Genomic DNA, 24,101 nt, shown 5'->3' with positions numbered 1-24,101 from the left:
ATCGGGGTCTATATGGGCTTGGCGATCTTCGTTGTCTGGTCAATCGCGCCGATTGTCTGGCTGGTTTTGTCGAGCGTGCTGGAACAGAGCGCTCTCATTGCCCAGCCGCCGGATCTTTCCCCGTCTAATTTTACAGGCGAGAACTTCGTTGCGGTGCTCGCGTCTGCGTCCGCCCTCGGACGCGGCGTCCTCAACTCACTAATCGTCTCATTGTTTTCGACCGCCCTTGCGCTCACTTTAGGAGCACCAGCGGCCTACGCGCTTGCTCGCCTATCAGTGCCTTACTCGAATGTGTTCGGCTTCATCATTCTGGCAACCCAGATGCTGCCGGGCATTGCAATCGCGATCCCTTTATTTCTGCTCATCAGCTATTTGGGCCTGATCGACAGCGTCCTGACCCTGGGCGTCGTTTATCTCTCCTTCAACCTGCCGATCGTCATCTGGATTTTGCGCGGATTTTTCCTCAGCATTCCCATTGGAATCGAGAAGGCGGCAGCCGTCGATGGCGCGGGTCCGCTGCGAACGCTCTGGTACGTCATATTGCCGATTTCGATCCCGCCCATGGGCGCGGCTGCCGTGTTCGCATTTATCGAGGCGTGGAACGAGTTCTTCTTCGCATTGATCCTGACACGGCAGAGCGCGCAGACAGTACCGCTCGCGATCGCGCAATTTGCCGGACAATATCAAACAGTGTTCGGGCAGATGATGGCAGCCGCTGTGATCAGCGTGGCCCCCGTTATCGTGATCGCCACGATCTTCCGAGACCAAATCATCCGCGGCTTCGCCGACGGCATGATGAAAGGATAAACAGTGACTGACATACGGTTGAAAGAGGTTTCAAAGAAGTTCGGAAGCTTCCAAGTCTGTCACAATATCGACCTTGATATAAAGGCCGGTGAATTCATCACGCTGCTAGGGTCGTCCGGCTGCGGCAAGACTACGACCCTGAACATGGTGGCCGGCCTTGAAGACAGTACATCCGGTGACATCCTAATCGCTGGACGACGGGTCAACGACTTGTCACCGGTCGAACGCGACGTAGCCATGGTGTTCCAGAACTATGCGCTTTACCCGCATATGACGGTCGCGCAAAACATCGGCTTTACCCTCAAGATGCGCGGCGTTGCGCCGGCGATCATTAGGGAAAAAATCGAAAAGCTTGCAGCGTCTCTGGAACTCGACCGCGTCCTGGAAAGATTTCCAGCGCAGCTCTCCGGCGGCCAGCAACAGCGCGTGGCGATCGGGCGCGCTCTGGTCCGCGAGCCGCGGATCTTCTTATTTGACGAGCCATTCTCGAATCTTGATGCATCGCTCCGAGTGAAAATGCGCGCAGAAGTCAAGCAATTGCATGTTCAGCAGAATGTGACGTCGATTTTCGTGACGCACGACCAGGAAGAGGCAATGTCGATCTCGGACAGGATCGCCGTCATGTATCGCGGTCGTGTTGAGCAAGTCGGAACGCCCGAGGAAATCTACGCGCGTCCTGCCACCCGGTACGTGGCCTCCTTCATCGGCAGCCCACAAATCGAGCTGCTCGACGGAATTCTCGAGGAGTCAAACGGCGCAACTTTCGTTCGTGCCGGGCAGACGGTGCTGCCGTTGAGTATCGGCCTAAGCAGTTTCAAAGCCGGCAGGGTCGTCGAGTTCGGCGCCCGACCAGAACACGTTCGCTTGGGCGACAACGGCATTGAAGGCCGCGTGCAAATTCTCCAGCCGATTGGGCCCGCGACCCATGTCACAATCGATACAGCGGCAGGAGCGTTCATCGCAAGCGTGCCAGGTTTCCTGCGGGTCAAGCCAGGCGATGCCGTGAAAATGGAGGTTCATGCCTCGGACCTGCACGTGTTCGATAAGGAAACCGGTGTTCGTCTTTGACGGTTCGCCCATCGATGATGGCGGCGCTCTTTTCCTTTCTTTTCAACAAAAGAGGTCAGAGCTCGCCCGTTCACACGCGGAGCCGGCTAGTTAGCGCCGCAGCAACAAAAGGAACAAGACCAATGCCCTACGACAGCAACCCATTTCCCTCTTCCGATCAAGATCGACGCGCTATTTGGGAGATGCTCGTACGCAAAGACGTCGATGGATTTGTCAATGAAGACTGGGCCATTTTTGGCAGAGCGTTTAAACACGACGGCTTTTGCGGATTGGATGCAAAGGGATCACTTGACCCCAGCAATTGGCAGCTTCGATTCCCAACTGTGGACCTCTATAAGGATGCCTGGCTCGAAGATGCTGGCCGCGCAGCGGCGACGGCATACGCCGAAGATCGCCGAGCTGCGCTTTTCCGCGCCACGAACATGCTGGATATCCGTGTGCACGGACATACAGCGACGGCGCGGAAGACCTTTGATGACGCAATAGCACTTTTAGGTGGTGGTGCTCAGAAGCTGAATTGGCAGTCCGTGTTCTTCTGCGCGAAGGATGAGGACGGTTGGAAGATTACTGGTTTCGTAGGTTTTCTGCCCTTTACATCTCCCTTGTGACGCCATTTTCTTAGAACCGGGTGACGGGGACGAGACATCTGTTTTCGACATCGAACAATCGTTTCCAGTGCGGAAAACTGAGCTTGCCTACATTGGTCGTGCCGCGATCGGCCTCCATCCGGAGCCGCAAGTTTCTTGGCTTTCGCTTTGGCGCCCTTCCCGAGCGTGAAGCGCGGGGAAAGCATTCCCCAGCGCGCATGGACCAGTTGTCTCTTCCCGTCGGCGGTGTCGCGGATGATCGGCGATGTGATAGGCCGTCGCTCGACTGAGCCTTCGCATGCGGCCACTCAACCCTGTGATCTTGTCGTAACTTCATCAAAAACTTCATCCGATGATCAGCTAAGTGTCGACTTGGCACGAAGGTATTCCCCTTTCTTCGAAGAACACAACGTACGGTCGAGCCAGAAATACCGAAATCGGCGCAGCAGCGGCGAAAGTGGCCATGTCCTCCCGATATTCACCGCTCCTGCCGACTCTCATACTGGTTAAGGCTCCGTCTCATTTGGTTGTCGCGCTAACCTCGCGTGCTCAACCTCTTGAGAGGTTCGCGCAAGTGGCTTAGAGCTCGGACTCGATTCCCCATGACGTGGTGGCTCTCGGGAGGAGGCTCAGAGAACCTTCTCCATCAAATCTGCCGCGCCATAGGGGGTTCGGACGTGGTCAATTGCTTGCCAGCCCATTCGTTCGTAAAGAAGTCGAGCGTCCTCCGTTATCAAATAGAGACTTTTGCAACCGAGGCGTAAAGCCTCCTCCTCGAGCTGTTCGATCAACCGCGTGGCTATTCCCTTCTTCCTGTGGAAGGGATGGACGAAAAGCGCCTTGAGCCACGGGGAGAGAGGTGATCCCTCGAAATCATGATTAGCCAGCGTGACCATTCCCACGGGCACTGCATTTTCAATGGCAACTAATGTCAGCGGCATTGAAGTTTTCGTTGCTGCTTCGAATTCGCCTTGCGCTTGTTCGTAGGAACAGGATGATTGACAACCCCATTGTCCGAAAGTCCAGCTTGCGCAAACGGAAATAAAATTCGGAAATTTTTCGAGATACTCGATCGTTACTCCAGTTCCAACTGCCATTGACGTCGATGTCATAGTGTCTCCATTTTGTCGGCCCGCCAAGCATCGAGCGGGGATAGGTCTTCGGGCGGCCAAGAGATATCCTTGACGGTTGCGCTGCGATTTAAGAGGGCAGCCGTGCGACCACATAACCGCCAACCGGCTAAGAGCAGTGGCAACGCCGTCGCAGTGCTGAATGGCTTATAGCAACTCGGTCCAACGTTTCGATGTGCAACGTTGTTTGCGCTATCAACGAGAACCCTGTCGCAGTCGAAGATGGGCAGTTTTGGGCTTTCTGAAAAAGACATGGAAGGAGACCTAGTTGTACAATGGCTCTGAGCTGGCCCAGCACTAGCTTTCGATTGCTTGGAACAGGTTGGCAGTTGACCATTGCGGCACTGGGAAATTGGTGCGACGCGCGGTGCTCAGCCGGAAATCGCTCCTGCGGCGATCTTCGGACCTTGCTTATGAAGAGCATTCCAAACCTTGTGAAACGCCTCTGCATAAAGCTTCATCAATTCGCTATCGTTGGGCGGCGCAATCTCGGAGACGTAAAACATCGTGTCCAGGAGCTTAACTGTGTTTGGAAAGTCGGCGGCCTTCCAGTTGTCGCGAATGTCTGGCAGATATTCGAATACGGGCTTCGTGAGCCAAACACAGACAGGCACCCCTTCGGCCCTCAGTGCCTTGACTATGAAATCCCGGGCAGCCGGGCCTGGCGCGAAGCCAAGTGTCTCAGGTTCAACTCTTACAGGAAAATTGAGCACTGAATGGTCGCAGTCGGATGGATTGAAAACAGGGAAGAGGCCCACAAGCCCTGCGAGCATGTCCCAAAGATTTTTGCTATTGTCTCTTCGGACTTGGAGTTGCCTATCCATCTCTGTAAGCCGCAGCTTTGCTATAGAGGAAGAGAAAACGTTGGGTCTGTAATTGTAGCCTTGGGAAGACGGCGAAAAGATTCGCGCACCACTTCGGGACGAGCTTGACAGCGATACGCGATCAACATGTTCAATCAAGTCCGCGTCCTCGGTCATGACAAATCCCAGCTCGCCAGCCCCAAGGTGCTTGGCGCCATTCCCGGATAAAGCGAGAACGTCTGAATCAACATGAGCACCATCAGCGATCGCTTTTGCGGCACCAATCGACTGGCAGATGTCGTCAATTACAGCGATACCTTGAGCACGTGCCTCAGTTCTACCGCCAGAGATAGCAACATTGTTCCCGAAAAGGTGCGTGACTAGAACTGCTGCGACGTTGGAGTTAAACCTCTCAGCGGCAGCCCGCTGATCAATCGCGGCAAAGTTCATGTCGACATCAACGAAGACGGGCTTGAGGCCACTCATTTTAATTGGACCTACCGCTCCCGGCCAATTCAGTGCCGCGGTAACTACTTGCTCGCCCCGCTCTTTGAAATAGTCGAGGCCGATGTGGATGGCCGCCGTTCCGCTTCCAACAGCGCGCACTTGCCACTTCCCGGCCCAGCTCGCAAGACTTTGCTCCAAATCCTCCACGATTGGATGATTCACGCGGTGATACTTTCCGCTGTCAACAACTCCGCGAAGCGCTTCCACGTGCTTGTCCTCTGCGGCAGGCCAAGCCGTTACACGTCCATGTGGGACGACAGCCTTCCCGCCGAAAACGGCGAGTTTTCCGACTGACGCGGCGCCTTCGGCGTTGCCGGTTTTACGATCTGGTGCATCAAATTCGTTCATTTCGTTCTCCACGCATGGACCATTAATCCGATCAGTTCGAACAATTGTTACCATGGTGTCCTCCGGCGCAACAGCTTAATTTCAGTACTAAACAAGTATATGTTATCTTATATTTGTAAATATATTTGAAACCGCGCACCTAGATAGTATAGATTCGGAGTTGTTTATGCCGGATTTTGCGCGTAGAGCAGTTTCTCTTTCGCACGAGCACTTGGGATGTCTAAATATATTTTAACGATTACTCCCAGAACTGGGGCATCGAAGGAAGGCGAGGCGTGAGCCGACCAAGATTTCCCGTGCCCGATTATAATCCGACCCAGTGAACAACGAAGGACCACTTAGGCTCCGGTTGCGCTCGCGGTTGGTGGCGGAACTGGATCGGCTAAACAGGATTGGACGCTATGGACTCACTGATAAGAAGACTCGAAGCTCACCGCGTTGGAGAAAGTGAGGGAAGTTGTGACAGTGGCCATACAGACGAGAGCGCGGGGGGTACGATGCTCGCTCAGAAATTGATCCCGACGGGAACCTTGGGACCCGCAAATCGAGGCCGGCTGCTGCAAGCCTTGTACGACGTCGGAGCATCTAGCAGGGCGGAGCTGGCCCGCCTTACGGGCGTGACTCGAGGAACTATAGGAGGGATTGTGCAGCCGCTGATCGACCAGGGTGTCCTCGCGGAAGGTGAGATGATACCTCCCAAAGAAGCAGGCGGAAAGCCGGGTACCAAGTTGTGGTTTTCCAAGGAGGCAAGGCCAATTTGCGCGGTGCTACTACTGCACGATCGCGTGAGCGCATGCTTGGTGTCGTTGGAGGGCGAGGTCTACGGCCAGCATGGCGCAGAATTTCCGAAGAACCTAACAGACCCCTCCGACGCATTCCGCATAATAAGCACCTGTGTCGAAGAAGCTATCGCATCGGGAAAACCAATCTTAGGGATAGGCGTAGCGGTTGCAGGAATGATCAATACGGAGACGGGCGCAATCGTGACCGTCAGTCTCGCTCCTTTCCTGAACGGATTTCCGCTCGAAACGGAGTTGAAAAAAAGATTCGGAGTTCCCGCTTGTGTCGATCAGGACACAAGAGCCCTACTGGTCGGGGACCGCTGGTTCGGAAAAGGCCGTGGTCGGAAACACTTCGCCTCCGTGTACATCGGCGAGACTTTGGGTGGGGCGATTTACCTCGATGGGCGCCTCTATAGGGGGGCCTCCGGTGCAGGCGGTGAAATCGGTCACACGACTGTAGACATGAAAGGTCGGATTTGCCAGTGCGGACGACGCGGATGCTGGGAAACAATTGCTAGCTCGAAGTGGTTGACGGAGGAGGCGAAGACCAGGCGATTACCCCAAGCTCACTCCTTGGACGTGAGCCGATTGGTGAGTCTGGTCAACGACAGCGTCCCAGGCGCGAGGGGACTCCTTCAAGACTACGCGTTCAACATTTCGGTTGGCTTGGCGAACCTCCAGCAGTTTATGGCACCCAACTTTATCGTCATTCACGGTGATATCGTACGTGGTGGAAACCCCATACTTCACTTAATCCAGGAGACGTTTGGGGATATGGTATTCCATCGCCCCGGTGATGAGATTATCGTTGATTTCGGAGCTAGTGACTGCATGGCAGCGCTACGCGGTGCCGCAAGTTTGCTCCTTTCTGAATTGTTGAATTTCGTCATCTAGTGGGTAACGCGACCCTCGGCGCCAGCCGCCAGCCGAAGCTGAAGAGCAATGTCACGCCATGCTAGACGAGCCAGCCATTGCCGCATTACTTAACGCAATAGCCTCCGGCAAACCCGGCGCGGTTCAAGCTCTGAAAATTCCACATCTAGAGCCCCTGCGTCCGAAACGTTGTACCGGCCAAAACCAGAGCCAGGCAAAGCAGTACGGCGCCAGCACTGTCAGGGCCCGCGTTTGTTCCGGCTATCTCCATGCCAATCCCGGTCAATGAGGAGCCGCCAGCGGATCCCGCCGCGTAGGCGAGAGCGAATGCCGAGGTTCCCGCGATCAACTCGCCTCCACTGAACTTTTGCCCAAGGAGAGTCAATGCACATGTATTGAGAGAAAAACAGGCGGCTCCGAGAACGCCAAAGACGATGAGTATGATCGCGGGCGAATTTGTCAAGGGAATGGCCAAAAACGAAAGCCCCGCCACCGTTGCAGCGGTTATTGCGACACCGCTCGCGGACCACTTCTCGAGGAGAACTCCCACGAAAGGCTGCGAGAGCGCCATCGATGTCGCTAATACCGCAACGCTAAAGGTCGCGAAATAATCCGAGTAGCCCTCATGCATGAAGTATACCGGCATCGTCGATATCGCCGCGACATTCGAAAACGAGAATGTGAATACCATTAGGATGAGAAAGGGCGCACGCCTAAAAAACGAAAAGAAGGCGCCGGCGGGAACATGCTCGGGCTTTGTACGGGCGCGTCTGCTAAGTGCGAGTACGGCAATCGCTACTAATACTACATAAATCGAAAGTGATAAGAAGGCCGTGCTCCTCCCAAGAAAGGGAACTACTAACGGCCCCGCTGCGAATCCGCCGCTGACGCCCATGCAATAGAAACCTGACACTCGTCCCCGTATTTTATCCGAGGAAGCTAGGTGAAGCCAAGCCTCGGAGACAATAAACATTAGATTGGCGAAACAACCCAGCGCGAAACGCGCGAAGAACCAAATCCACAGGGTGTCCGTGAGGTCGAAAACAGCAAGGTTGCAGGCGCATCCGATAAGCCCGATGAAAATCAAGAAATCAGCTGATATCACTCGCGAAAGATGGCCGATCAGCAGTGTGGTCGATGCCAACCCTAACGAATAAATACCTGTGTTCAATCCAGCGATCCCAATTGGAACGTTTGCACGTTCCAGCATCACTGCGATCAGCGGGTATGTGATCCCCTGTGCTGCAGCGAATGCGGTTCCACAAACAATTACAAGCACTAGAGCCGCAACGTCTGGCGTCGCTTCGGACGTATTCACTGAAGGGGGTGTCAAATGCTTTCCAGTCGCAATATCCGGGAAAATATGCTATATTTTATTATTCGAGATCGGCGCTACTCTCATGGGCCCGCGCGTAGAGTCCATCGCATTTTCGTCAACGGCACTCCCCCGATTGACCTATAGAAAGCTGAGCCCGTCTCGTTTGATAAAGTCGTCTGCCACTGGATCTCCTGACATCCGTGCTGATGTGCAAATTCCACGAGTAACGATAGCATTTTCTTGCCGATACCGTGCCGTCGCGTATGAGGCTTGAGGTAGATGCAGTCGAGAAAAACGTAAGGGGTTGCCGACCAGGTCGAGGTTATGATTGATGCCGTCATATAACCCTCGAGCACTTCAATAGCCGCATCAGACTCACTGCATACCCAGCCATAGAGTTGCGGGGGCGACGCAAAAAATGCGGAACACCATCGTTGAGCCTGATCGCTTTCTTCGATGACAACACCTTCGTATTTTGCATGTTCGGTGCAGAGTCCAAGGAGCTGGCCTAGATCACTGTGACGCAACGGTCGAACTCTCAAGATCTTATCCTCATCGCCGTGGTACTCTTGGTTGCTAGTTAGATTGGATGATATTTCTCAGATGCTGCGCGAGTCGGAGTGACATCGCACATATCGTCAACGTCGGATTTGCCGCTGCGCCGGTCGGGAAAACTGCACTTCCTGCAATGAAGAGGTTTTTATGGGCGTGCGTCATGCAATTCGCATCAACAACAGACGTCTTCGGAACGCTCCCCATCACAGTTGTTCCCATGATATGGCTGCCTCCACTGTCCGATGCAGTCGGATCCTCCTGCAAATCAATACCGAATTGACCTGGGTTACAGCTAAGCAGACGAAAGATCTCCAAATGGAGGCGCCCCGCCGCTGCGATTCCATCTCGAGTGTATTCATCGAGCCGGAAACGAATTTCTGGACGGGGCAATCCTGACTGATCTCTTTGTTCTGTAGATAGAGTGATCCGGTTCTCAGGCTCGGGCAGCATTTCAACTACGCTTTGCAGCGCGAACTGTCGCAGACCGTTGTGTCGAACAGCTTTGAACAGTTCCTCACCTACAAGGCCTTGCCGACTTACCAGATCGAATAGTGTTCCCGTGGGACCGCCTGACGATCGCGCCACATCGTCAAATGGAGCTCCGTTGATGTTGCGCCAGCCGTCATTCCGTAGAGCGGTCCTGAAACCGGCTCGACGGCCGCGAAACGCTCCGTCGCGCAGTTCTATCCCTGAGGTCGATTGCGGCCCCCGGTAAGGGTAGATTGGATCTGGAACGATAGCCCACGAGTGTTTTTCCGCATGGTCCATGAGGTTGCGTCCGACTAATCCACTCTCATTCGCCAATCCATCGCCATACTGGTGGTTAGATTGCAAAAGCAGCTTTGGCGTTTCAATCCCATTAGCGGCCAGCACGAAAATGCGCGCCTGCAAATTTTCAATTGAGCCATCATTTCTCCGAAACCACGCCTTGGTTATGCGTCCATCCTGAGACGTGTCCAGTTTGAATACGACCGCATCAGCAATCAGTTCTGCTCCATTCAACAATGCATGACGGATGTGCACTAGAGGATCATACTTAGCCCCGACTGGGCAAAGTGGCACGCAAGACGAATAACCTTCACAAAGTGGGCGCCCATTATATCCGTCTACCGAATTTCGTGCCTGAGGAGTTGGAACGATTTGTATGTCTTGATGATCAAAACGAAGCCCCTTGATGCGCTCCATCGTATATTGATCAACGTAGCTTTGCGGTATGGCGGGCATCGGTAGGGGTCTGCTTCTCGATGACCCGACAAATTCGTCGGCGTCTGGGGTACCGGCTACACCAATTGCGGCTTCCGCCAAACAGTACCACGGCTCAAGCTCTGCGTATGAGAGCGGCCAGTCTCGACCACGGCCGTATGCTGTCATCATGCGGAAATCGTTTGGGCAAAATCGTAGGGCTGTTCCAAGCCAAGCAAGCCCGGTCCCACCAGCCATACGCAAATATTGGCCCTCGAAACGATCGGAACCAGCTCTTTGTTGGACGTAATATTCGAGTTTCCCTGTTCGTTCTTGAGGAGCGAGGAGGTCCACGTAGGGAGCGAAAATCTCGGCATCGTCCGAACCGGCGAATGTCTCCAGCCGCCCTTTTCTTTCGTATCTTTCGTCTTCGAACGGAAGACCAGCTTCGAGCAAAGTGACGTCCATACCAGCTTCGGCCAACTCACTTGCGATCAACGCACCAGCGAATCCTGATCCAATTATCGCCACGTCCGCTACATTATAGCTCATTGTTCACACTCATTTCTGTGGGCTGAGGTGGTCTTGCCCAATCGCCAAAGGCACAGTCGCCGCGTGTAAAAGGGGCATAAACGCCAAGCGCCCTCCAAATCAGCGCTCCCTGATATTGCTTCCAACCACATCGTTGCCAATGTCTGTGGACAGGAACTGCTCCCAGATAAAATAGGTAGAGGACCTGTTCGATTGTCTTAGAAATCGTTGAATCTTCGCGCAGTGCGCGGCAACGGCAGGCGACATCTCCAGGCGGGGTTTCAGCGCGGAAAAGCTCGTATACTCGTAAGAGTTGGTCGATATCACCCGCAGCACCCTTTTCGCCTCTCAAGACGAGCAGGTTCGCTGCGAGAATGTTGTTATCTAAGCTATCGAAACCTGTAAGATCGCAGACCAACAGCGAAAACATTGCTAGTCCACGCACGGAAGCAAAGGTCGGAGCGCTCATGGCGCCGACCTATTACAGAATTCCTTAATCTCAGGAATTTCGGATAAGCATGATCGAAATGCATTGAGGAAATCTTCGATGTGGGTCTTTCCCATTGACGTCGAGATGCTGCCCCAGAAAGGAGCGGCAACGTAGAATCCACGCTCGAGCATGCCCACTTGGAGTCGTCTCAATATCTCACTTTCCATCGCGTTGTGATGAGCTTCGCGGTAGGTGCAAGGTCGAGTTTTCTTGGCGTGAAACCGGAAAAGAGAACCAGCACCTTGCACGCTAATAGCCAGATCATTTTCCGCTGCAGCGGCTTCCGACTGTTCACGGAGGTAACAACCAAGTGCGCTGATGCGGTCCAGTTCCGGCGCTGTGAGGGAGGCGAGCGCAGCGCGACCTGCAGCCATCGAAAGCGGATTAGCTGAGAATGTTCCGCCTTGAGGGACTGGTGCGCTATCCTGGGGAGCAAAGGCTTCCATCAAGATCTTCTTCCCACCGACCACCCCGATTGGGAGCCCACCACCCAACACTTTTCCCAATGTGACGAAGTCTGGTTGAAAGGCCCTTGCAGCTGAGGCGCCCTGGTACCCAAGCCGAAAGCACACAACCTCGTCGCTAATCAGCAAAATCCCATGTTTGTGGGCAACGTCTTGAAGCATCGACAGATAACTTTCATCTAGCGGCATCATGCCAGCGGCGCACGGAAGCATATCAACTACAATGCAAGCCAGTTCTGAACCGTGCCGTTCGATAATGTTTCTCGACCGCTCCACGTCATTGATCGTCAGGACTACAACATCATCGGTCACGTGCGCGGGCGTGTTTCGATATGGTGCAATAGAACTCGGTGAGTCTCCCCAGTTACCTGGATGACTGCGAGTGCTCACCTCAGCCCAATCATAAGTCCCGTGAAAGGCTCCCTCAAGCTTAGCCAGCCGCGTACGCCCCGTCATTGCTCTGGCGGCTTTGATTGCAAACATAACGGCCTCAGTACCGCTGTTTAGATAACGAAGACGCTCGATCGCGGGAACGCGCTCGCATATCATCTCGGCAAGATCGACATCAGCTGCGGTTGCATTGCCGAAACTTGTGCCTCGTTCTAACTGAGACGCAACGGCGGCGATTGTCCCGGCGTGGCGATGACCATGAACTAACGTGGAAAAATTATTGTGAAAGTCGACGTAGTGGTTTCCATCGACGTCCGTCACGCGTGCGCCTTCTCCCGACTGAGCGTAGATGGAGAGACGATCGCTCATTCCTTGAATAGGAATAGTTCCGATTGAGACTCGGGTGACGCCGGCAGGGTATACATTGCGCGCGCGTTTGGTCAGCCGCTCTGACTGATCGAAACGAACGTTGGCTCTGTCAAACGGCTTGTGGATCTGGATCAGAGTACAAGCCTTCCCATCTTCACCCGAGCCTCGAATTAGAGTCGAGCATTCAAGGAAATTTTCCTGAACGATATTCGTGAGGATGTCCGCACTGTTATTTCCACCCAGACTAACAATGATACGGCCACCTTGCGTAAGCCAATTCGGACCCTCTGCTAAAAGGCGTCGCAGAACAAGGAACTCGGAATCAATAATTTCCCGTCCCGGTTCTTCCCCGCAATGGTTTGTATTCGGGTCCAACCGGCTTGGGGCATTCCAGAAGATGGCATCGAAACGTCGACCTGATGGCACATTCGAAAACACGTCGCTTTGCAATGCTTGAAGATTATCAATGTTGTTGCGCACCGCGTTCTCTGCAGTGTTGCCCACCGCGAGCGCGCTAATATCAACGCAGGTCACAGATCGCGCCCCTATGTTGGCAAAATGGAGGCCCGAAAGGCCAAATGCGCAGCCAACGTCTAGAACATCCAACCCTTGGACCGGCGGGAAGTTTGCGGTTGCCCATCTCCGGCGAGCAAATTGCTCAAACGGCATTACCCCTTTATGCACCACCAGATTAAGATCGAACTCGGTCATATGGAGCGGAAAGGAACCCTCTTGGCTCATAGCCAGAGTTTTCGTTGTGTCTTCTAGGGTCACTATACAGTTCTCCTGTGTCAATGGTCAGGTTGTCTAACAAAGTCAGCGTTAATGAGCCCCAACGCAGCTAGTTGCGAGCGAAACCAAGAGATGTCGGTTTCAGGTTGAAGCGACAATTCATTGCGAAGCAGGCAGAGGAGATCGTCCCGGTGTTTTCCGAGCCGATCGCGCTTGCACATCTCAATTTTGCGCTCGATGACGGTCCCATAGCTAGCTCTGACGCCTATTTTCGGATCGGCGATCAGATATTGTGGCCGCGTAGGTTCCAATACCCAATTGACAGCAATATCGCCGTGCGGATGGACAAATCGGGTTTCGAGCTCGAACTCTGAGGCTGAGAAATCACCAGCGACAAAACCTAAACAGACCAAAGTATCGGTGTCCCGTCTGATCGCGTCGTCGAAAGCATCCCTCCGAACATGGTGAACATCGATGTCATTTGGAAATCGTAGCAGCAGCGATGCAAGCACGCTGCTGCCAGCAAGCCAGCTCTCCACTGTACGATTGGGCGCCATCGCCTTCAGAACGCGGTTTAAGAGTTCCGAATTCATGCTGCACCGCCACAAAGTGATATCGACGACTGCATTCTAAGTGAACTCCAATGGCACATCGCGTGCAGGCCTGACTGAAGCAGCAGGCGGTCCCAAGCAGATACGTCGTCGCCGCTTCTGATCAGCGTGTCGACGCTGTTTTGCTCACCAGCCAAATACGATTGAAGGGTCGCCGATAGAGCCCGACCCACGGATAGCGTTTCAGCATGAGCTAGTGCCCAGAGGGCTTGCTTTACGGCGGTATCATCTCCGGCCACACAATGGGCGTCATAACTATCGTGATCCCCCAATACCGCAAGCAGTACTCTCAGTGATGAATGTGATACTGACCCCGAGTTCAAACTCGCCCAGCCTTCTTGATCGTTCCCAACCAGTCGACGCCGGAGGATTGCTATTTCAAGTTCCATTATGTCCGGGCTATCACTTACGTGGATGAGATTAGTTACTGGATTATCGCAGTAAAAGCGGCTTCGAACAGTGCCGACTGCAGCATGCGCTGGCTGCGTATTGCCTTTTATTTTCCGCAGACGCTCGAGGGCGTTCGGCCCTGCCCAGATGGTAACAAATGCTGGTCTTGCGTCGAAAAGATCTAAAACTATTGGCCAGTGCTTTCCCCCTGTCGATCCCGTTAAAGAATAGAAAGATGTGATCGACGCGCAGCTATGGATCGAGAGAAATCGTTCCGTGATCTCCAACCCAGTTTCGCGGCGAATGAAGTCATCAAGGCAAGCAGTTAAACCAGACTTTCCAACCTCTGGACCATAAACTGTCAATCCGATTTCAGACATCACGGCCCTCCTTAGCTATCGGAACGGTAACTTTATTGCTCGCACCAACGGTAATTGTCGTTGCCCTTACACGCTTCCCTTCCAGCCAACCCGCAAGCCTTTCAGGGTGGGCGCCGTTCACAACAACCCCAGAAATGCCTCTCTGCGCCATGAAACTCGCCGCGCATACATCGATTGACGTATGGCCGAGATCCGCCAGGTCCTGGGCCTTGATGGTTTCGATCAGGGCAGACTGGTCCTCAGTCGCCGCACCTCGGTAGACACCGTCGACGTCTGTCAGGATCACAAGACGAGGTGTGAGAGTCACCCATGCGATCCATGCTGCAACTGCGTCAGAGGTAATTTCCCAGCTCCACTCCACCGGGTCCATCGTGAATAGCACGCGGGAAGGGAGCAGGACGGGAATCATTCCTTGCTGGACCAACGCTTTGCATTCGCTGAAGGTTGAACACGCCACAAGCTTGGTGGAGAAGGCGCGGTCCGCCAAGAGGTAACCAGTTTGGTCCTGCGCAAGCGCGCAGGCGTGATGTGCCGTGAAAGGCTCAAGCGGATGCTTTGCGTCAATTGCTTCTATGGCCTTGTCGGGGATGCCCCCTCCAGGAACAATCAAGATGCGGTGTCCCTTGCTTGCCAATTCCTCAAGCTGAGCAATTGCTTTTTTGCATGTCGCGATATCTCGCATCAAGCTTCCGCCAAACTTCACGATGATTGAAAAGCCGTAGGGGCAAAAGCCCCTCAAGTTGTTTTGCAATTTGTGATTCCTCTTTGGCCTGGTTCAGCGACGGCGCCGCCGCATTTTTAAAGGCAATTCGGTTCTCGCCACCCAAGAAACGACTTGCGACATCTGTTCGTTGCGGAGTCAAACCGCGTCTCCGGCGTCCGCATGCTTTGTCATGCAACAAAGATCTAATCAAAAATGCCGAAATCGCAAGTCTAATACGGTACAGTTTAGCAATATATATTCTAGTATATCTTGATATATAGTATATGAGCGAAATCGATATCTATCGCACCTTAATATTACCATATTTAATCATGGCAATTGGTGCGTTCGTAATACATGGACCTTTTTGCTTTGAGCCGGCAGCATGGGTCTCAGCATTTAAGAATGCGCTCTCGATGGCATTGAGGCCGGGGCATCGGGAGGCAGGAACATGAATTCGGCGTCGGCAAGCTTCGTGACCTACTCTTGATCGTTTCCGAGCATTATCGTAGCTGTCGCCGAAGCTTCCGACGGAAGGCCCGACTACCGCCTCGACCAACCGCTCGGAATAGCGAATGGACACCACCGACCTTACCGCATTAAGCGTCGTAGAATGCGGGGCGGCTTTGTTCATGTCAGCCAACCATCCCAAGGCGAAGCTGTTTGAGGAGAAACCCGTGTGTGTCGGCTGTCCCACGAACGAACAGCTGCGCGGGAACCCGTCACTCGAGCGATTCATGTCCATGGGACACGTCGCGGCGAAGTTCGGTCGGACGCTGAAGCCATTCGTTGAACGATGGCTTTTCCTTCAGCACGGTTTCACGCGGCGTATAGATATCGTGGTTCCCGGCTTCAACTTGATCCCATCATTGCTCTCGGGGACGAATAGGATAGCAAACCTTCCCTTGCGTCTTGTCAGACATTTCGAACCCACAGTCCCGTTGCAGATCATCGATCATCCTCTTTCTCCCCTCTGGTTCACGGAGGCTGTACAGTGGCCCTCGCTTCATAATTCCGTTCGTGGAAAGATCTGGATGCGCGAGATAATGTTCCAGGAAGCTTCGGGTATTGAAGCCCATCCGGAAAGCTGTCACGAAGCGTAATTCCGGCCGAGCTGCAGTCTTTCGAGCTTTCGCATTGGCGCCCTTCCAAGGCTCGAGACGGTTTGCAACATGGGTGAGCCCAGAACCTCGACTATGTCCATCGGGCGTTAAACCGACACGTACCAAATATTTGAGGGACCCAAATGGACCAAGTAGCGCCAGCGTCATTTCCGCGGCTACAGAGGGTTTGTACCGGGCGACGGCCCTCGCGTCAGAGCTGGAAGGCATGAGACAGTGCGAGGGAAGGATCGCGCGACAGTCGAGAGGCTCCTTCGGGAAGCGGCCAATTCCCGCTCAATGGCACCTCAAAGGCACGGCTCCGAACGCGCTCACAGTAACGCTAAGCGGAAGCGGCCGCCAGCTTGCTAGCGGACCGCCGACGCGGCAGCGGGCGCCCGCCGATTGCGCGTAAGGCTCTCGCACCTTTCTCTCTCCCCCCGAAGCCGGCGGCACTCGATGTTATCTAACCGGACGTCTTTGCGTGGGCGTGGTTGCGGTGTGAGGCATCCCGTTTGAAGTAATCCAATCCCGTTCTTTGTGATGGCATCCTGGCCGGCTTCGGATCTTCCACGATCAACCCGCGGTGGGAGCTGAAAGGATTAAGAAATCCACATCGCCACTGCGGCGAAGTTCGCGTCCGGATCATCATCGAGGGAATGCACTTCGAAGCTGGCTGTCAGTACCGAAGCAATACTCCCCGATAGTGCCGTTTGAATCTTCGCCAGGTGCTCCGGCGGCGCGTCATTGCCGACGCTCCTTCCGATGCCCAGCAACGCGATCCTGCAATGGACGGATTGGAACAATGGGACTGGCACTGCATCGCGCCTGGCAAACCGATCCAGAGGGCCTTGATTGAAGGCTTCAATAGGCGGCTGCGAGACGAGTTCCTGAATGAAACGTTCTTTTCGTCACTGATCCATGCTCGATCAGCGCTTTCAGACTGGCGCAGCGATTACAATCCTGTTTCATAACGCCCATCTTTCTATGTTGTTGAAGGGAATAAGTTTTCCTGATCTGGATGCGATCCTGTGGGGTGTCGAGGGTTCTGCCGGGCGCGATCGAGGATCTGATGTGCTTGCGGGGTGGCGAGTTTTGAACGGCTGAAGATCCATGGGCCGTCGGGTAGCGGATGAGCCCCCTCGATCTGGCCAGCCTCGGCCGCCAGACGCAGCGTTTTTGGCGTTATCCCGAGCAACTTCGCCGCACCGCCCAGATTAAGCCACGGCTCGACCCCGTCGACCCGGGGACGGAAGACCGGAATCTTGCGGTATGACCTCAGCGCGGTGACCCGCTCCCGTGTCCACCGATTGCCATTGCCGGTCGTCAGTCCGTTTCGATTGAGGACACCGGCAATCACATCGTCATTGGCGATAAGGACGAGCTGTCGTACGGCGTCGACAATATCGTCAGGCGTCGCGTTTCTTTGCCCGCGGCGCCGCTTCGGCAGGCGCAGCTCGGTGTGGACACCCCCAACCCAATGGATGACGAGGACGATCTCGGAGGTTCCATCATCGAGATCGGCAACCACTTCATTGATGAGCGTTCGCACGATACGCTTCTTCAGCCTTGCATCGGTTGTCGGCGCCGTCCAGACGGCGCGGAGGTTCCCCGCTAGTGCGGCTACCTGGGATGCGGACATGGGGATCGGCTGCGGCGCAACCGTCCGATGTTTGGCAATCTTGGCTTCGATCTCGCCGGCGCGAGCGAGCGCCGTGTTCCAGCGTGCTTCGAGCTCCGACGTCACCAGCCTGTTCTCCGGATCAGCCGCGTCGTATTGCCGGAATGCCCGGTCGGCGGCATAGCGCGCTGCCTCGAGATCGCGCAGCAGGGCATCCTGAACCTGGTCGCGTTGGCTGGCCATACGGCGTTCCGCCTCGATGGCGGCGGCAATAGCTCCTGGTTCGACCACCCCGTGCACCGCCTCCTCGATCGCATCATCGACCCGCAAACCGCCGAAGGCGATGCAACGTGGTTCGCCGTTGTCGAGCAACCCTCGCCAACAGGAATAGCGCGGGATGTTATGGTTGGCTCCTGTGTAACGAACCGTCAGCTTCCGGCCGCACCTTTTGCAGCGGAAAAGGCCGGCAAGCAGAGCGTCGCCATGCTTCGGCGCTCCATGATGGCGACTGGCCGGTACATTGTCGCTGACCATCTTGCGGATCTCCTCCGCCCTTTCCCAACTGATGTAACCTTCGTGTGCGTCCGGGATCAGCGCCAACCATTCATCACGCACCTTGCGGCGAATTCCAGATCGGCCACCGTATCCCGGGACGGAACGACTCTTACCATAAGCATAAGCGCCGCCGTAGATCGGGTTCGCAATCATCCGGTGGATGGTCGCATAGTTGGGTCTGCGCCAGATGACATCACCGTCCGCGCGCCTGACGGGCAAATCCAACCCGTGTTCGAGGAACCATAGAAGCGCCTGCCGTGCACTGCCAAGTTCGGCGACTTTGTTGAAGACCAACGCAATGGCGTCCTGGATGCGCCGGTCGGGATCTTTCTCGATCCTGTCACCGACCTTCAAAAAGCCGACCGGGACCGTGACGACAAGCTCTCCGCGGCGTGCCTTCTCGTAGCGGGCGGAAAGGGAACGCTGACGTAAGAGATCGAGCTCATACTCGTTGAGGCTGCCCTTCAGGCCCAAGAGCAGCCGGTCATTGCCCTGGCGTGGTGCGTAGACCGCTTCCTGATCGATCAGAACGGTATCAACGACGCGGCACATCTCGATGAGCTGCTGCCAATCGCGGCTGTTGCGGGCAAAACGCGATACCTCGCGTGCCGCTACCGCCCCCACCTTGCCAAGGCAGACCTCGGCGACCATCCGGTCAAAACCGGCGCGGGTTACACCACCGGCGGCCGAACGACCAAGATCGTCATCCACCGTCTCAATGCGCGACCAACCAAGTGCTGTCAGGCGATCGCGCATGGCGTATTGAAGGGTACTGCTTTCGCGATTGTGCAGAACCTGGTGAGCCGAGGACTGCCGAACATAGAGAATAGCCTTCCGCTCCAGATGGTGCGGCCCGATCTTCTCATGCATCATGACCGGCCTCCTTCTGCTGGGAGGTGCGCTCGCAGTTTGCGTGATCGACGAACAGCCGCACGATGAGAACCGTCAGCGCCTGGCGGGTTTCCTCCGGCAACTCCGGCCATTGTGGCATGCCTGCGGTCATCCCCCTCTGCGGAACCGAAAACAGATCGAACTGGCATGTCATGGACTGGCGAGGCATGGACATCTCTCCGACTCGTTTCGTGAGAGACCAATGCTGCGCCCATTACCGCAGATTGCGATGAGGCGTCGGCGTCTTCCAGTAACTTTGCCAAAGCATGCAGGCTCGCGAGATCGACATGCGGAACTGGCAGGCTGCGCCAATATCCGCTCACGGAACGGTCGAACATCCATGATGGGACTTCAAAAAGCCGATCAGAAGAAGCACCAGATAGGCTGCAGCGGAAAATGTCCGTACCTTTGGCCAGCGCATCATGGACATGCACGAGCTGACCGCACCAAGGATGCCACGGATATAAAAGCTCACGAACCTCCGTCCTGTGGGTGTTCTGTCGTCGTGTTGTACAACGATCATCGACTACACTCCGGACTCGGTTGAATGACACCTGCCGAGTTCGCTCAGACCATCAACCCGCGACGTCATGCGCCGCTGCGCAGCCGGAATGGCTCCAACACCGCAACCTGCCACTACCGCCCCGAATACCGCAACCTAAAACCGCTGGAGCAAACTCAAAACTGGATAAAAGTTAGGGCAAAGCAAATGGTTGTTCAAAGAAACTCAAGCCTCACGGCCAAGCCCCGCGTCTACTGACACGGTCCGCAGTATGCAATTGGCTCTTACGCGACCTGGCTTTTTGGCAACCGTATCTCGACTGCCAAACCTCTTCCGCTACTGTTATCGATGATGGCATCGCCGCCGTGGGCGAGGGCGACCGCTTTTACATTTGCTAGTCCAAGACCGCTGCCGCCGACGTGAGCTCCCGACTCGTCGTACCGCCAGAACCGGTCGAAAGCTCTTCCCCGCGCGTCCAGCGGCAGACCAGGACCAGTGTCGGAACATCCGATTACAGTCCAGTGCTCGGTTTGGCCCGTCAGGATGGTTACCGTACTGCCCGGAGCGTAGAGGCAGGCATTACGGACCAACTCTATCATGGCCTGCCTTATTCTCGCAGGGTCAGCGAGGACAATCGCGGAACTAAGATCCCGTTTTAATGTGACGCCCGCAGCCTCCAACATTGACTCAGTCAAGGATATTAGCGTCTCCGCTTCGATCGCCAGATCGATCTCCGCGGGATTGATTTTAAGCGTTCCTGCAGTCGCGAGGGAGAGGTTCCTCAGATCCTCGAGGATCCTTTCAGCATTGGCTACAATGGAACGCAGGCGATCAAAGCCTTGGGTGCTTGGCTCCAGACTACCCTCCGAGAGCCCCAGCAGCGAATCAAGCAGTATAGTTAAAGGCGTGCTTAGCTCGTGCGCGATTACCGAACTCGAGTATTTTAGCTCAGCTTCCGCGGTTTGCAGCTCATCGGCCATCAAGTTGAACTCGGTGGTCGCGGCATTGGCTTCGGCAAACGAGTTCCGCGTCCTCGGGATGCGCGCGGATAAGTTACCATCGGCAATTAAACGAGCTGCGTTTGCGACAGCCTTCAGGGGCTTCGCGATCCTCCGTGCGCAGTACCCAGCGACAAAGGCTGTGGTTATAGGGCCACTCAAAATAATCGAAACAATTATGAGGTCGTGCAAATAGACCTTTTCTTCGGGCAATGGCCCATGTTCATACAATAATCTCTGAAGAAGGTACTTGGCATAGAGCGTTACGAGGTGTTGCAAAAAGACCATTTCTTTGGATAGTTCATCTTCATAGGATAATCTCGTAAGCAGGTATTTGCCATAGAGCACACAGCCAAAAAATGTAACGCAATAAGCCACCAAAATGAGCGCGAACGCAGCTAGCATCATCTGCCTAATCAGGTTTCTAGCCATAATTTTTGCCCAATCGGTACCCGACACCACGAACGGCGCTCAACAAGTCAACAGCGCCAGCGGCATCCAATTTGCGTCTCAAGTTGGACATATGACTGTCGATGGTCCTTTCGAGCGCGTCGCTTTGGGGAAAGCAGGCGTCAAGGAGCGTCGGTCGATCCAACACGCGACCGGACGCACGAGCCATATACGCGAGCAACTTAAACTCGTAGGAAGTCAGTTTCAAATTAACCGCACCCGTTGGCAGCTCCACCCATGCGGCGTAGGAGGCTTCGTCCACTACAAGGTTGCCGACGCGGATAGGTAAATCCCAACGGCGGCCGTTGCCCCTCCGCAGCACCGCCTTAGTGCGCTCGACTAACTCCGCCGAGTTGAACGGTTTGATAATATGGTCATCAGCTCCGAGCCGGAGGGAGTCGACAGGCTCGGTCTGCCCCGTCAACATGATGACCGGAGTATCGCCGCGCCGCCTGATGGCAGCCAGTACAGCGTATCCGTCCTGCCGGGGCAAGTTGATGTCGAGAATCACCAAATCCGGCTTCAGTTGTTGGTAGAGTTCGAGGCAAATAGCTCCGTTGGACGCGCTGCTCGTCCGAAAACCTGCTCTATTAAGACACCTCTCCACTATTTCGACGATCTCTGAGTTGTCATCGGCGATCAAAATCAACCCGTTATTCATGCCATGCCCTCTCTAGCAATCTGGACCGTTAAAGAAAGTGTTTAGGTCTGGTCAATCCGTCTAATCCTGCCTCCATAGACGCTCCATGCAATGTCCATGAAATCTGCACATAAGCGGTCGAGGTCCGCCGCTTACACACAGGCAATCGTGCGTGGTCGCCGCGATCGAACGATGGACAAGAGCAATCGTCCGGCCGGCACGCTTCCGCAAGTCAGACGCCCTTGTCGCATGCAGTGGCAGTCGATTTATTCCGAGCAGTTCGCCAATTATACCGAGATACCGAAGCGCTATTGAGAAAGCAGGGGTGGAACTGGAAAGTCTAGTACTTTGTCCGTGTAGCTTTCGACCAAGGCGCTAAACGGCGTGCCATCTCGAAGTTTCAGTACGGCACGATGTTCGAGTAGAAACGGCGGCAGGCTAAGGGAACTTGTTTCATGCGCGATCAAGCCGCCCATGTCCCAGCCTTCGGATAGAGGGGACCAGAGCAACTTGGCAGACAGGTTTGTGCGAGTGAAATTAAGAGCCTGAACGGCTCTGCCAAACGCGATATCGCTGGTATTCAACGCCTGATTCATCTCTGCAGTTAACTTCGCAGGTACATACCAGTTGTCGGCTTCCGACAAGACGCGGTCGCCGCAGACCAGGCGGACCCGGCGATAAGCGATCAGCTCACCGGGTCCGACGGTCAGAAGTTCACGGATGTGCTCATCGGCCGGCTTGTCTTGCCCGCCCACACGCTGAGCTACAATCTTAGAACCTTCCGGTGCGAGCTTGTGCGCGGCGCACCAGCGGTCAAGGGTCAACGTAGCACTGGCGTTACTCAGGAGATTGGCATTCAAGGTCTGAAGGACCGCAAGCGCTTCCACTCGAGATGTCGGCGAGTTCAGCCACTGAGACCCTATAGACGGTTCTTGCGCAATTGCGATCTGGGTGCCCAGCACGATGGCAGTCGCTGCAAGTGCGGCGATGCGAATGCGTTTCGAAGAACAAAATGACACGGAGAACGAATCCTTTCTGCAGTAAATTTGATGGGCGAACCCTGCGCGGCAAATTTCCTTGATATTGGCAGGCGAGCGCGCGTTGTCAGCGTATTTGATACCGGCAGCAAGATTTGAACTGCGCCTTGCAGGTACCGTTAACGGTCGGGTTCCCGATAGACTTTCTTGCCATCTTCCGATGTTCCTGCGGTGCTGCTTCGTACCTGTTGAAGCCTGTGTGCCCGAGCCGACGCTTCCATCCTGAAATATGGAAACCCGATAGACGTGGATTTCAAAGGAGGAACGTGGCGGCCGGTCCAAACTCTCCCAATTCACTTAACGGTTTAGCGCCTTTGTCGTCCTCTCGCTCGTTGCGGGATGTTCATATAGCTGGATCGGATAAAATAGGTAGCAACCGAAAGCAAAATCCAGGAGCATTTGTTCGAAAAAGGTCTTCTTCGCCGACACAGAGCCCTCCTGCCGGTCGAGTGACAATTGTAGACCAGGCAGCGACACGCCGTCGATGGTTGCCAACCGCAGATGCGAGTAGCCAAGGCGCTTGTCTGATTTCTTTTGGTGATCCATGTCGTCGTGCTCCTTGTGCAAGCCTCCCGACGATGACGTCGCCGGCAAGATTTCAGCATTCATGGGAAAGAATCTTCCTGTTGCACTGTCGTAACTCATCATAACAGGACACTTGATGAAAACGACAAGCAACGCAATAGATGTGTCGGATATATTTCAAAGTATATCGTTTCTAATTTGGCAGATCTTACTCTCTATTGCGAAAAACCCGAGAGTTGTGGAATATATTATTGTATATACTTCTATATATATAGCACTTCCTGTCTTTGGCGGCCGCATGAAATGGCAGCTCTCTAACGGCTACGGCAAACGCTCGCTGGTCGAAACGGCAATCGGGCGATACAAGTCCATCATCGGGCGGCGTCTGCGGGTGAGGTCGCGGCCTGGTCAGGAGACCGAAGGCGTCATCGGCTGAGCGGTTCTCAATCGCGTGCTTGACTGCGCACGCCGAAATCCGTCCGCTGCAAGGCACCACGGATCAGCCGTTTCAAAGATCCCCATCCGTTCAATTCCAGATCCGTGCATCAACGCCCGGCACGGTTCTGAATGCGGTCGTCGCCGGCCGCATTTGAGGAGTTTGCCGTCTCAATGCATCACTCCTTCTCGGAACTTAACGCGGCCGCGGAGAGGAACGCGCGGATTTCGACCGTCGATTCAAGAAGGCCGAAGCTGACGCTGAGAGAGTTGCCATGGCAGGGGTACGGCCGTCAGCTTTCGGTTGAGAATTCGGGCATGATTGTT

20 protein-coding genes and 5 pseudogenes are annotated in these 24,101 nt (G+C 54.8%); 8 read left to right on the top strand and 17 right to left on the bottom strand.

What is annotated here, in order from left to right; all coding sequences use genetic code 11:
- The first annotated feature begins 12 nt into the window (after nt 1-12).
- The 3 genes from HJC04_RS01895 (at nt 13) to HJC04_RS01885 (ending at nt 2,483) form a co-directional block, all read left to right on the top strand.
- Entirely contained in the window at nt 13-807 is a 795-nt protein-coding gene (locus tag HJC04_RS01895) for a carbohydrate ABC transporter permease (protein ID WP_259666387.1), read from the top strand.
- A gap of 3 nt (nt 808-810) precedes the next feature.
- Entirely contained in the window at nt 811-1,875 is a 1,065-nt protein-coding gene (locus HJC04_RS01890; protein ID WP_311043575.1) for a sn-glycerol-3-phosphate ABC transporter ATP-binding protein UgpC, read from the top strand.
- A gap of 122 nt (nt 1,876-1,997) precedes the next feature.
- Nucleotides 1,998-2,483: a hypothetical protein gene (locus HJC04_RS01885; RefSeq protein WP_259666388.1), complete on the top strand. Its 486-nt coding sequence runs from the start codon at nt 1,998-2,000 to the stop codon at nt 2,481-2,483.
- A 13-nt stretch (nt 2,484-2,496) separates the two neighbouring features.
- Here HJC04_RS01885 and HJC04_RS31535 read toward each other — a convergent pair.
- The 3 genes and pseudogenes from HJC04_RS31535 to HJC04_RS01875 all read right to left on the bottom strand — a co-directional run.
- Nucleotides 2,497-2,725, bottom strand: a pseudogene (locus HJC04_RS31535) (SOS response-associated peptidase); the annotation flags it as partial.
- A gap of 366 nt (nt 2,726-3,091) precedes the next feature.
- Complete coding sequence (locus HJC04_RS01880) at nt 3,092-3,574, bottom strand: GNAT family N-acetyltransferase (RefSeq protein ID WP_259666389.1); 483 nt, start codon at nt 3,572-3,574, stop codon at nt 3,092-3,094.
- Between the two features lie 389 nt (nt 3,575-3,963).
- Nucleotides 3,964-5,250, bottom strand: coding sequence for a DegT/DnrJ/EryC1/StrS family aminotransferase (locus tag HJC04_RS01875; protein WP_221096798.1), 1,287 nt, complete (start codon nt 5,248-5,250; stop codon nt 3,964-3,966).
- Nucleotides 5,251-5,651: 401 nt separating this feature from the next.
- On the opposite strand from HJC04_RS01875, the gene HJC04_RS01870 reads away from it, so the two are divergent.
- Complete coding sequence (locus HJC04_RS01870; protein ID WP_221096799.1) at nt 5,652-6,926, top strand: ROK family transcriptional regulator; 1,275 nt, start codon at nt 5,652-5,654, stop codon at nt 6,924-6,926.
- A gap of 145 nt (nt 6,927-7,071) precedes the next feature.
- On the opposite strand, the gene HJC04_RS01865 is transcribed toward HJC04_RS01870, so the two are convergent.
- The 8 genes from HJC04_RS01865 to HJC04_RS01830 all read right to left on the bottom strand — a co-directional run bounded on the left by HJC04_RS01865 (nt 7,072) and on the right by HJC04_RS01830 (nt 15,068).
- Nucleotides 7,072-8,184 (bottom strand): MFS transporter, encoded by a 1,113-nt coding sequence (locus HJC04_RS01865; protein WP_311043582.1) that lies wholly within the window; start codon nt 8,182-8,184, stop codon nt 7,072-7,074.
- A gap of 119 nt (nt 8,185-8,303) precedes the next feature.
- A complete protein-coding gene (locus HJC04_RS32170; protein WP_221096800.1) occupies nt 8,304-8,765 on the bottom strand; it encodes a GNAT family N-acetyltransferase in 462 nt (153 codons plus the stop codon).
- 34 nt (nt 8,766-8,799) lie between these two features.
- Nucleotides 8,800-10,512, bottom strand: coding sequence for a GMC family oxidoreductase (locus HJC04_RS01855; protein ID WP_221096801.1), 1,713 nt, complete (start codon nt 10,510-10,512; stop codon nt 8,800-8,802).
- Entirely contained in the window at nt 10,502-10,960 is a 459-nt protein-coding gene (locus HJC04_RS01850) for a hypothetical protein (RefSeq protein WP_221144625.1), read from the bottom strand. The genes HJC04_RS01855 and HJC04_RS01850 overlap by 11 nt, the downstream gene beginning before the upstream one ends.
- Nucleotides 10,957-12,978 (bottom strand): aminotransferase class III-fold pyridoxal phosphate-dependent enzyme, encoded by a 2,022-nt coding sequence (locus HJC04_RS01845; protein ID WP_311043574.1) that lies wholly within the window; start codon nt 12,976-12,978, stop codon nt 10,957-10,959. Before HJC04_RS01845 ends, HJC04_RS01850 begins: the two co-directional genes overlap by 4 nt.
- A gap of 17 nt (nt 12,979-12,995) precedes the next feature.
- Nucleotides 12,996-13,529 carry a hypothetical protein gene (locus HJC04_RS01840; protein ID WP_221096803.1) on the bottom strand — a complete coding sequence of 178 codons (534 nt, stop codon included), beginning with the start codon at nt 13,527-13,529 and terminating at the stop codon, nt 12,996-12,998.
- Nucleotides 13,526-14,317, bottom strand: coding sequence for a nucleoside-diphosphate kinase (locus tag HJC04_RS01835; protein ID WP_221096804.1), 792 nt, complete (start codon nt 14,315-14,317; stop codon nt 13,526-13,528). Before HJC04_RS01835 ends, HJC04_RS01840 begins: the two co-directional genes overlap by 4 nt.
- Nucleotides 14,310-15,068 carry an aspartate kinase gene (locus HJC04_RS01830; RefSeq protein WP_259666391.1) on the bottom strand — a complete coding sequence of 253 codons (759 nt, stop codon included), beginning with the start codon at nt 15,066-15,068 and terminating at the stop codon, nt 14,310-14,312. Before HJC04_RS01830 ends, HJC04_RS01835 begins: the two co-directional genes overlap by 8 nt.
- 578 nt (nt 15,069-15,646) lie before the next feature.
- On the opposite strand from HJC04_RS01830, the pseudogene HJC04_RS01825 reads away from it, so the two are divergent.
- Nucleotides 15,647-16,123 (top strand): annotated as a pseudogene (locus HJC04_RS01825) (LysR family transcriptional regulator); the annotation flags it as partial.
- Between the two features lie 768 nt (nt 16,124-16,891).
- Nucleotides 16,892-17,082, top strand: a pseudogene (locus tag HJC04_RS01820) (transposase); the annotation flags it as partial.
- Nucleotides 17,083-17,105: 23 nt separating this feature from the next.
- Here HJC04_RS01820 and HJC04_RS01815 read toward each other — a convergent pair.
- Together HJC04_RS01815 and HJC04_RS01810 are read right to left on the bottom strand one after the other, a co-directional pair.
- Entirely contained in the window at nt 17,106-19,169 is a 2,064-nt protein-coding gene (locus HJC04_RS01815) for a recombinase family protein (protein ID WP_221096805.1), read from the bottom strand.
- Nucleotides 19,159-19,356: a hypothetical protein gene (locus HJC04_RS01810; protein ID WP_221096806.1), complete on the bottom strand. Its 198-nt coding sequence runs from the start codon at nt 19,354-19,356 to the stop codon at nt 19,159-19,161. The genes HJC04_RS01815 and HJC04_RS01810 overlap by 11 nt, the downstream gene beginning before the upstream one ends.
- 342 nt (nt 19,357-19,698) lie before the next feature.
- Here HJC04_RS01810 and HJC04_RS01805 point away from each other — a divergent pair.
- A pseudogene (locus tag HJC04_RS01805) lies at nt 19,699-19,849 on the top strand (IS3 family transposase); the annotation flags it as partial.
- A 124-nt stretch (nt 19,850-19,973) separates the two neighbouring features.
- On the opposite strand, the gene HJC04_RS01800 reads toward HJC04_RS01805, so the two are convergent.
- From HJC04_RS01800 to HJC04_RS01785, 4 genes are all read right to left on the bottom strand, one after another.
- Complete coding sequence (locus tag HJC04_RS01800; protein ID WP_221144623.1) at nt 19,974-21,119, bottom strand: HAMP domain-containing sensor histidine kinase; 1,146 nt, start codon at nt 21,117-21,119, stop codon at nt 19,974-19,976.
- Entirely contained in the window at nt 21,112-21,798 is a 687-nt protein-coding gene (locus HJC04_RS01795) for a response regulator (protein WP_221123327.1), read from the bottom strand. Before HJC04_RS01795 ends, HJC04_RS01800 begins: the two co-directional genes overlap by 8 nt.
- Before the next feature lie 287 nt (nt 21,799-22,085).
- Complete coding sequence (locus tag HJC04_RS01790) at nt 22,086-22,796, bottom strand: hypothetical protein (protein ID WP_221096854.1); 711 nt, start codon at nt 22,794-22,796, stop codon at nt 22,086-22,088.
- Nucleotides 22,797-23,111: 315 nt separating this feature from the next.
- Nucleotides 23,112-23,423, bottom strand: a complete 312-nt coding sequence (locus HJC04_RS01785; protein ID WP_221096809.1) for a hypothetical protein — start codon at nt 23,421-23,423, stop codon at nt 23,112-23,114.
- Between the two features lie 208 nt (nt 23,424-23,631).
- Here HJC04_RS01785 and HJC04_RS01780 point away from each other — a divergent pair.
- Nucleotides 23,632-23,838 (top strand): annotated as a pseudogene (locus tag HJC04_RS01780) (IS5/IS1182 family transposase); the annotation flags it as partial.
- Nucleotides 23,839-24,101: the final 263 nt, after the last annotated feature.

The sequence above is a fragment of the Rhizobium sp. NLR8a genome (assembly GCF_019685235.1).
Classification (GTDB): domain Bacteria; phylum Pseudomonadota; class Alphaproteobacteria; order Rhizobiales; family Rhizobiaceae; genus Rhizobium.
The sequence above is the reverse complement of the archived record's forward strand: the minus strand, read 5'-3'. Positions and strand labels throughout refer to the sequence as shown.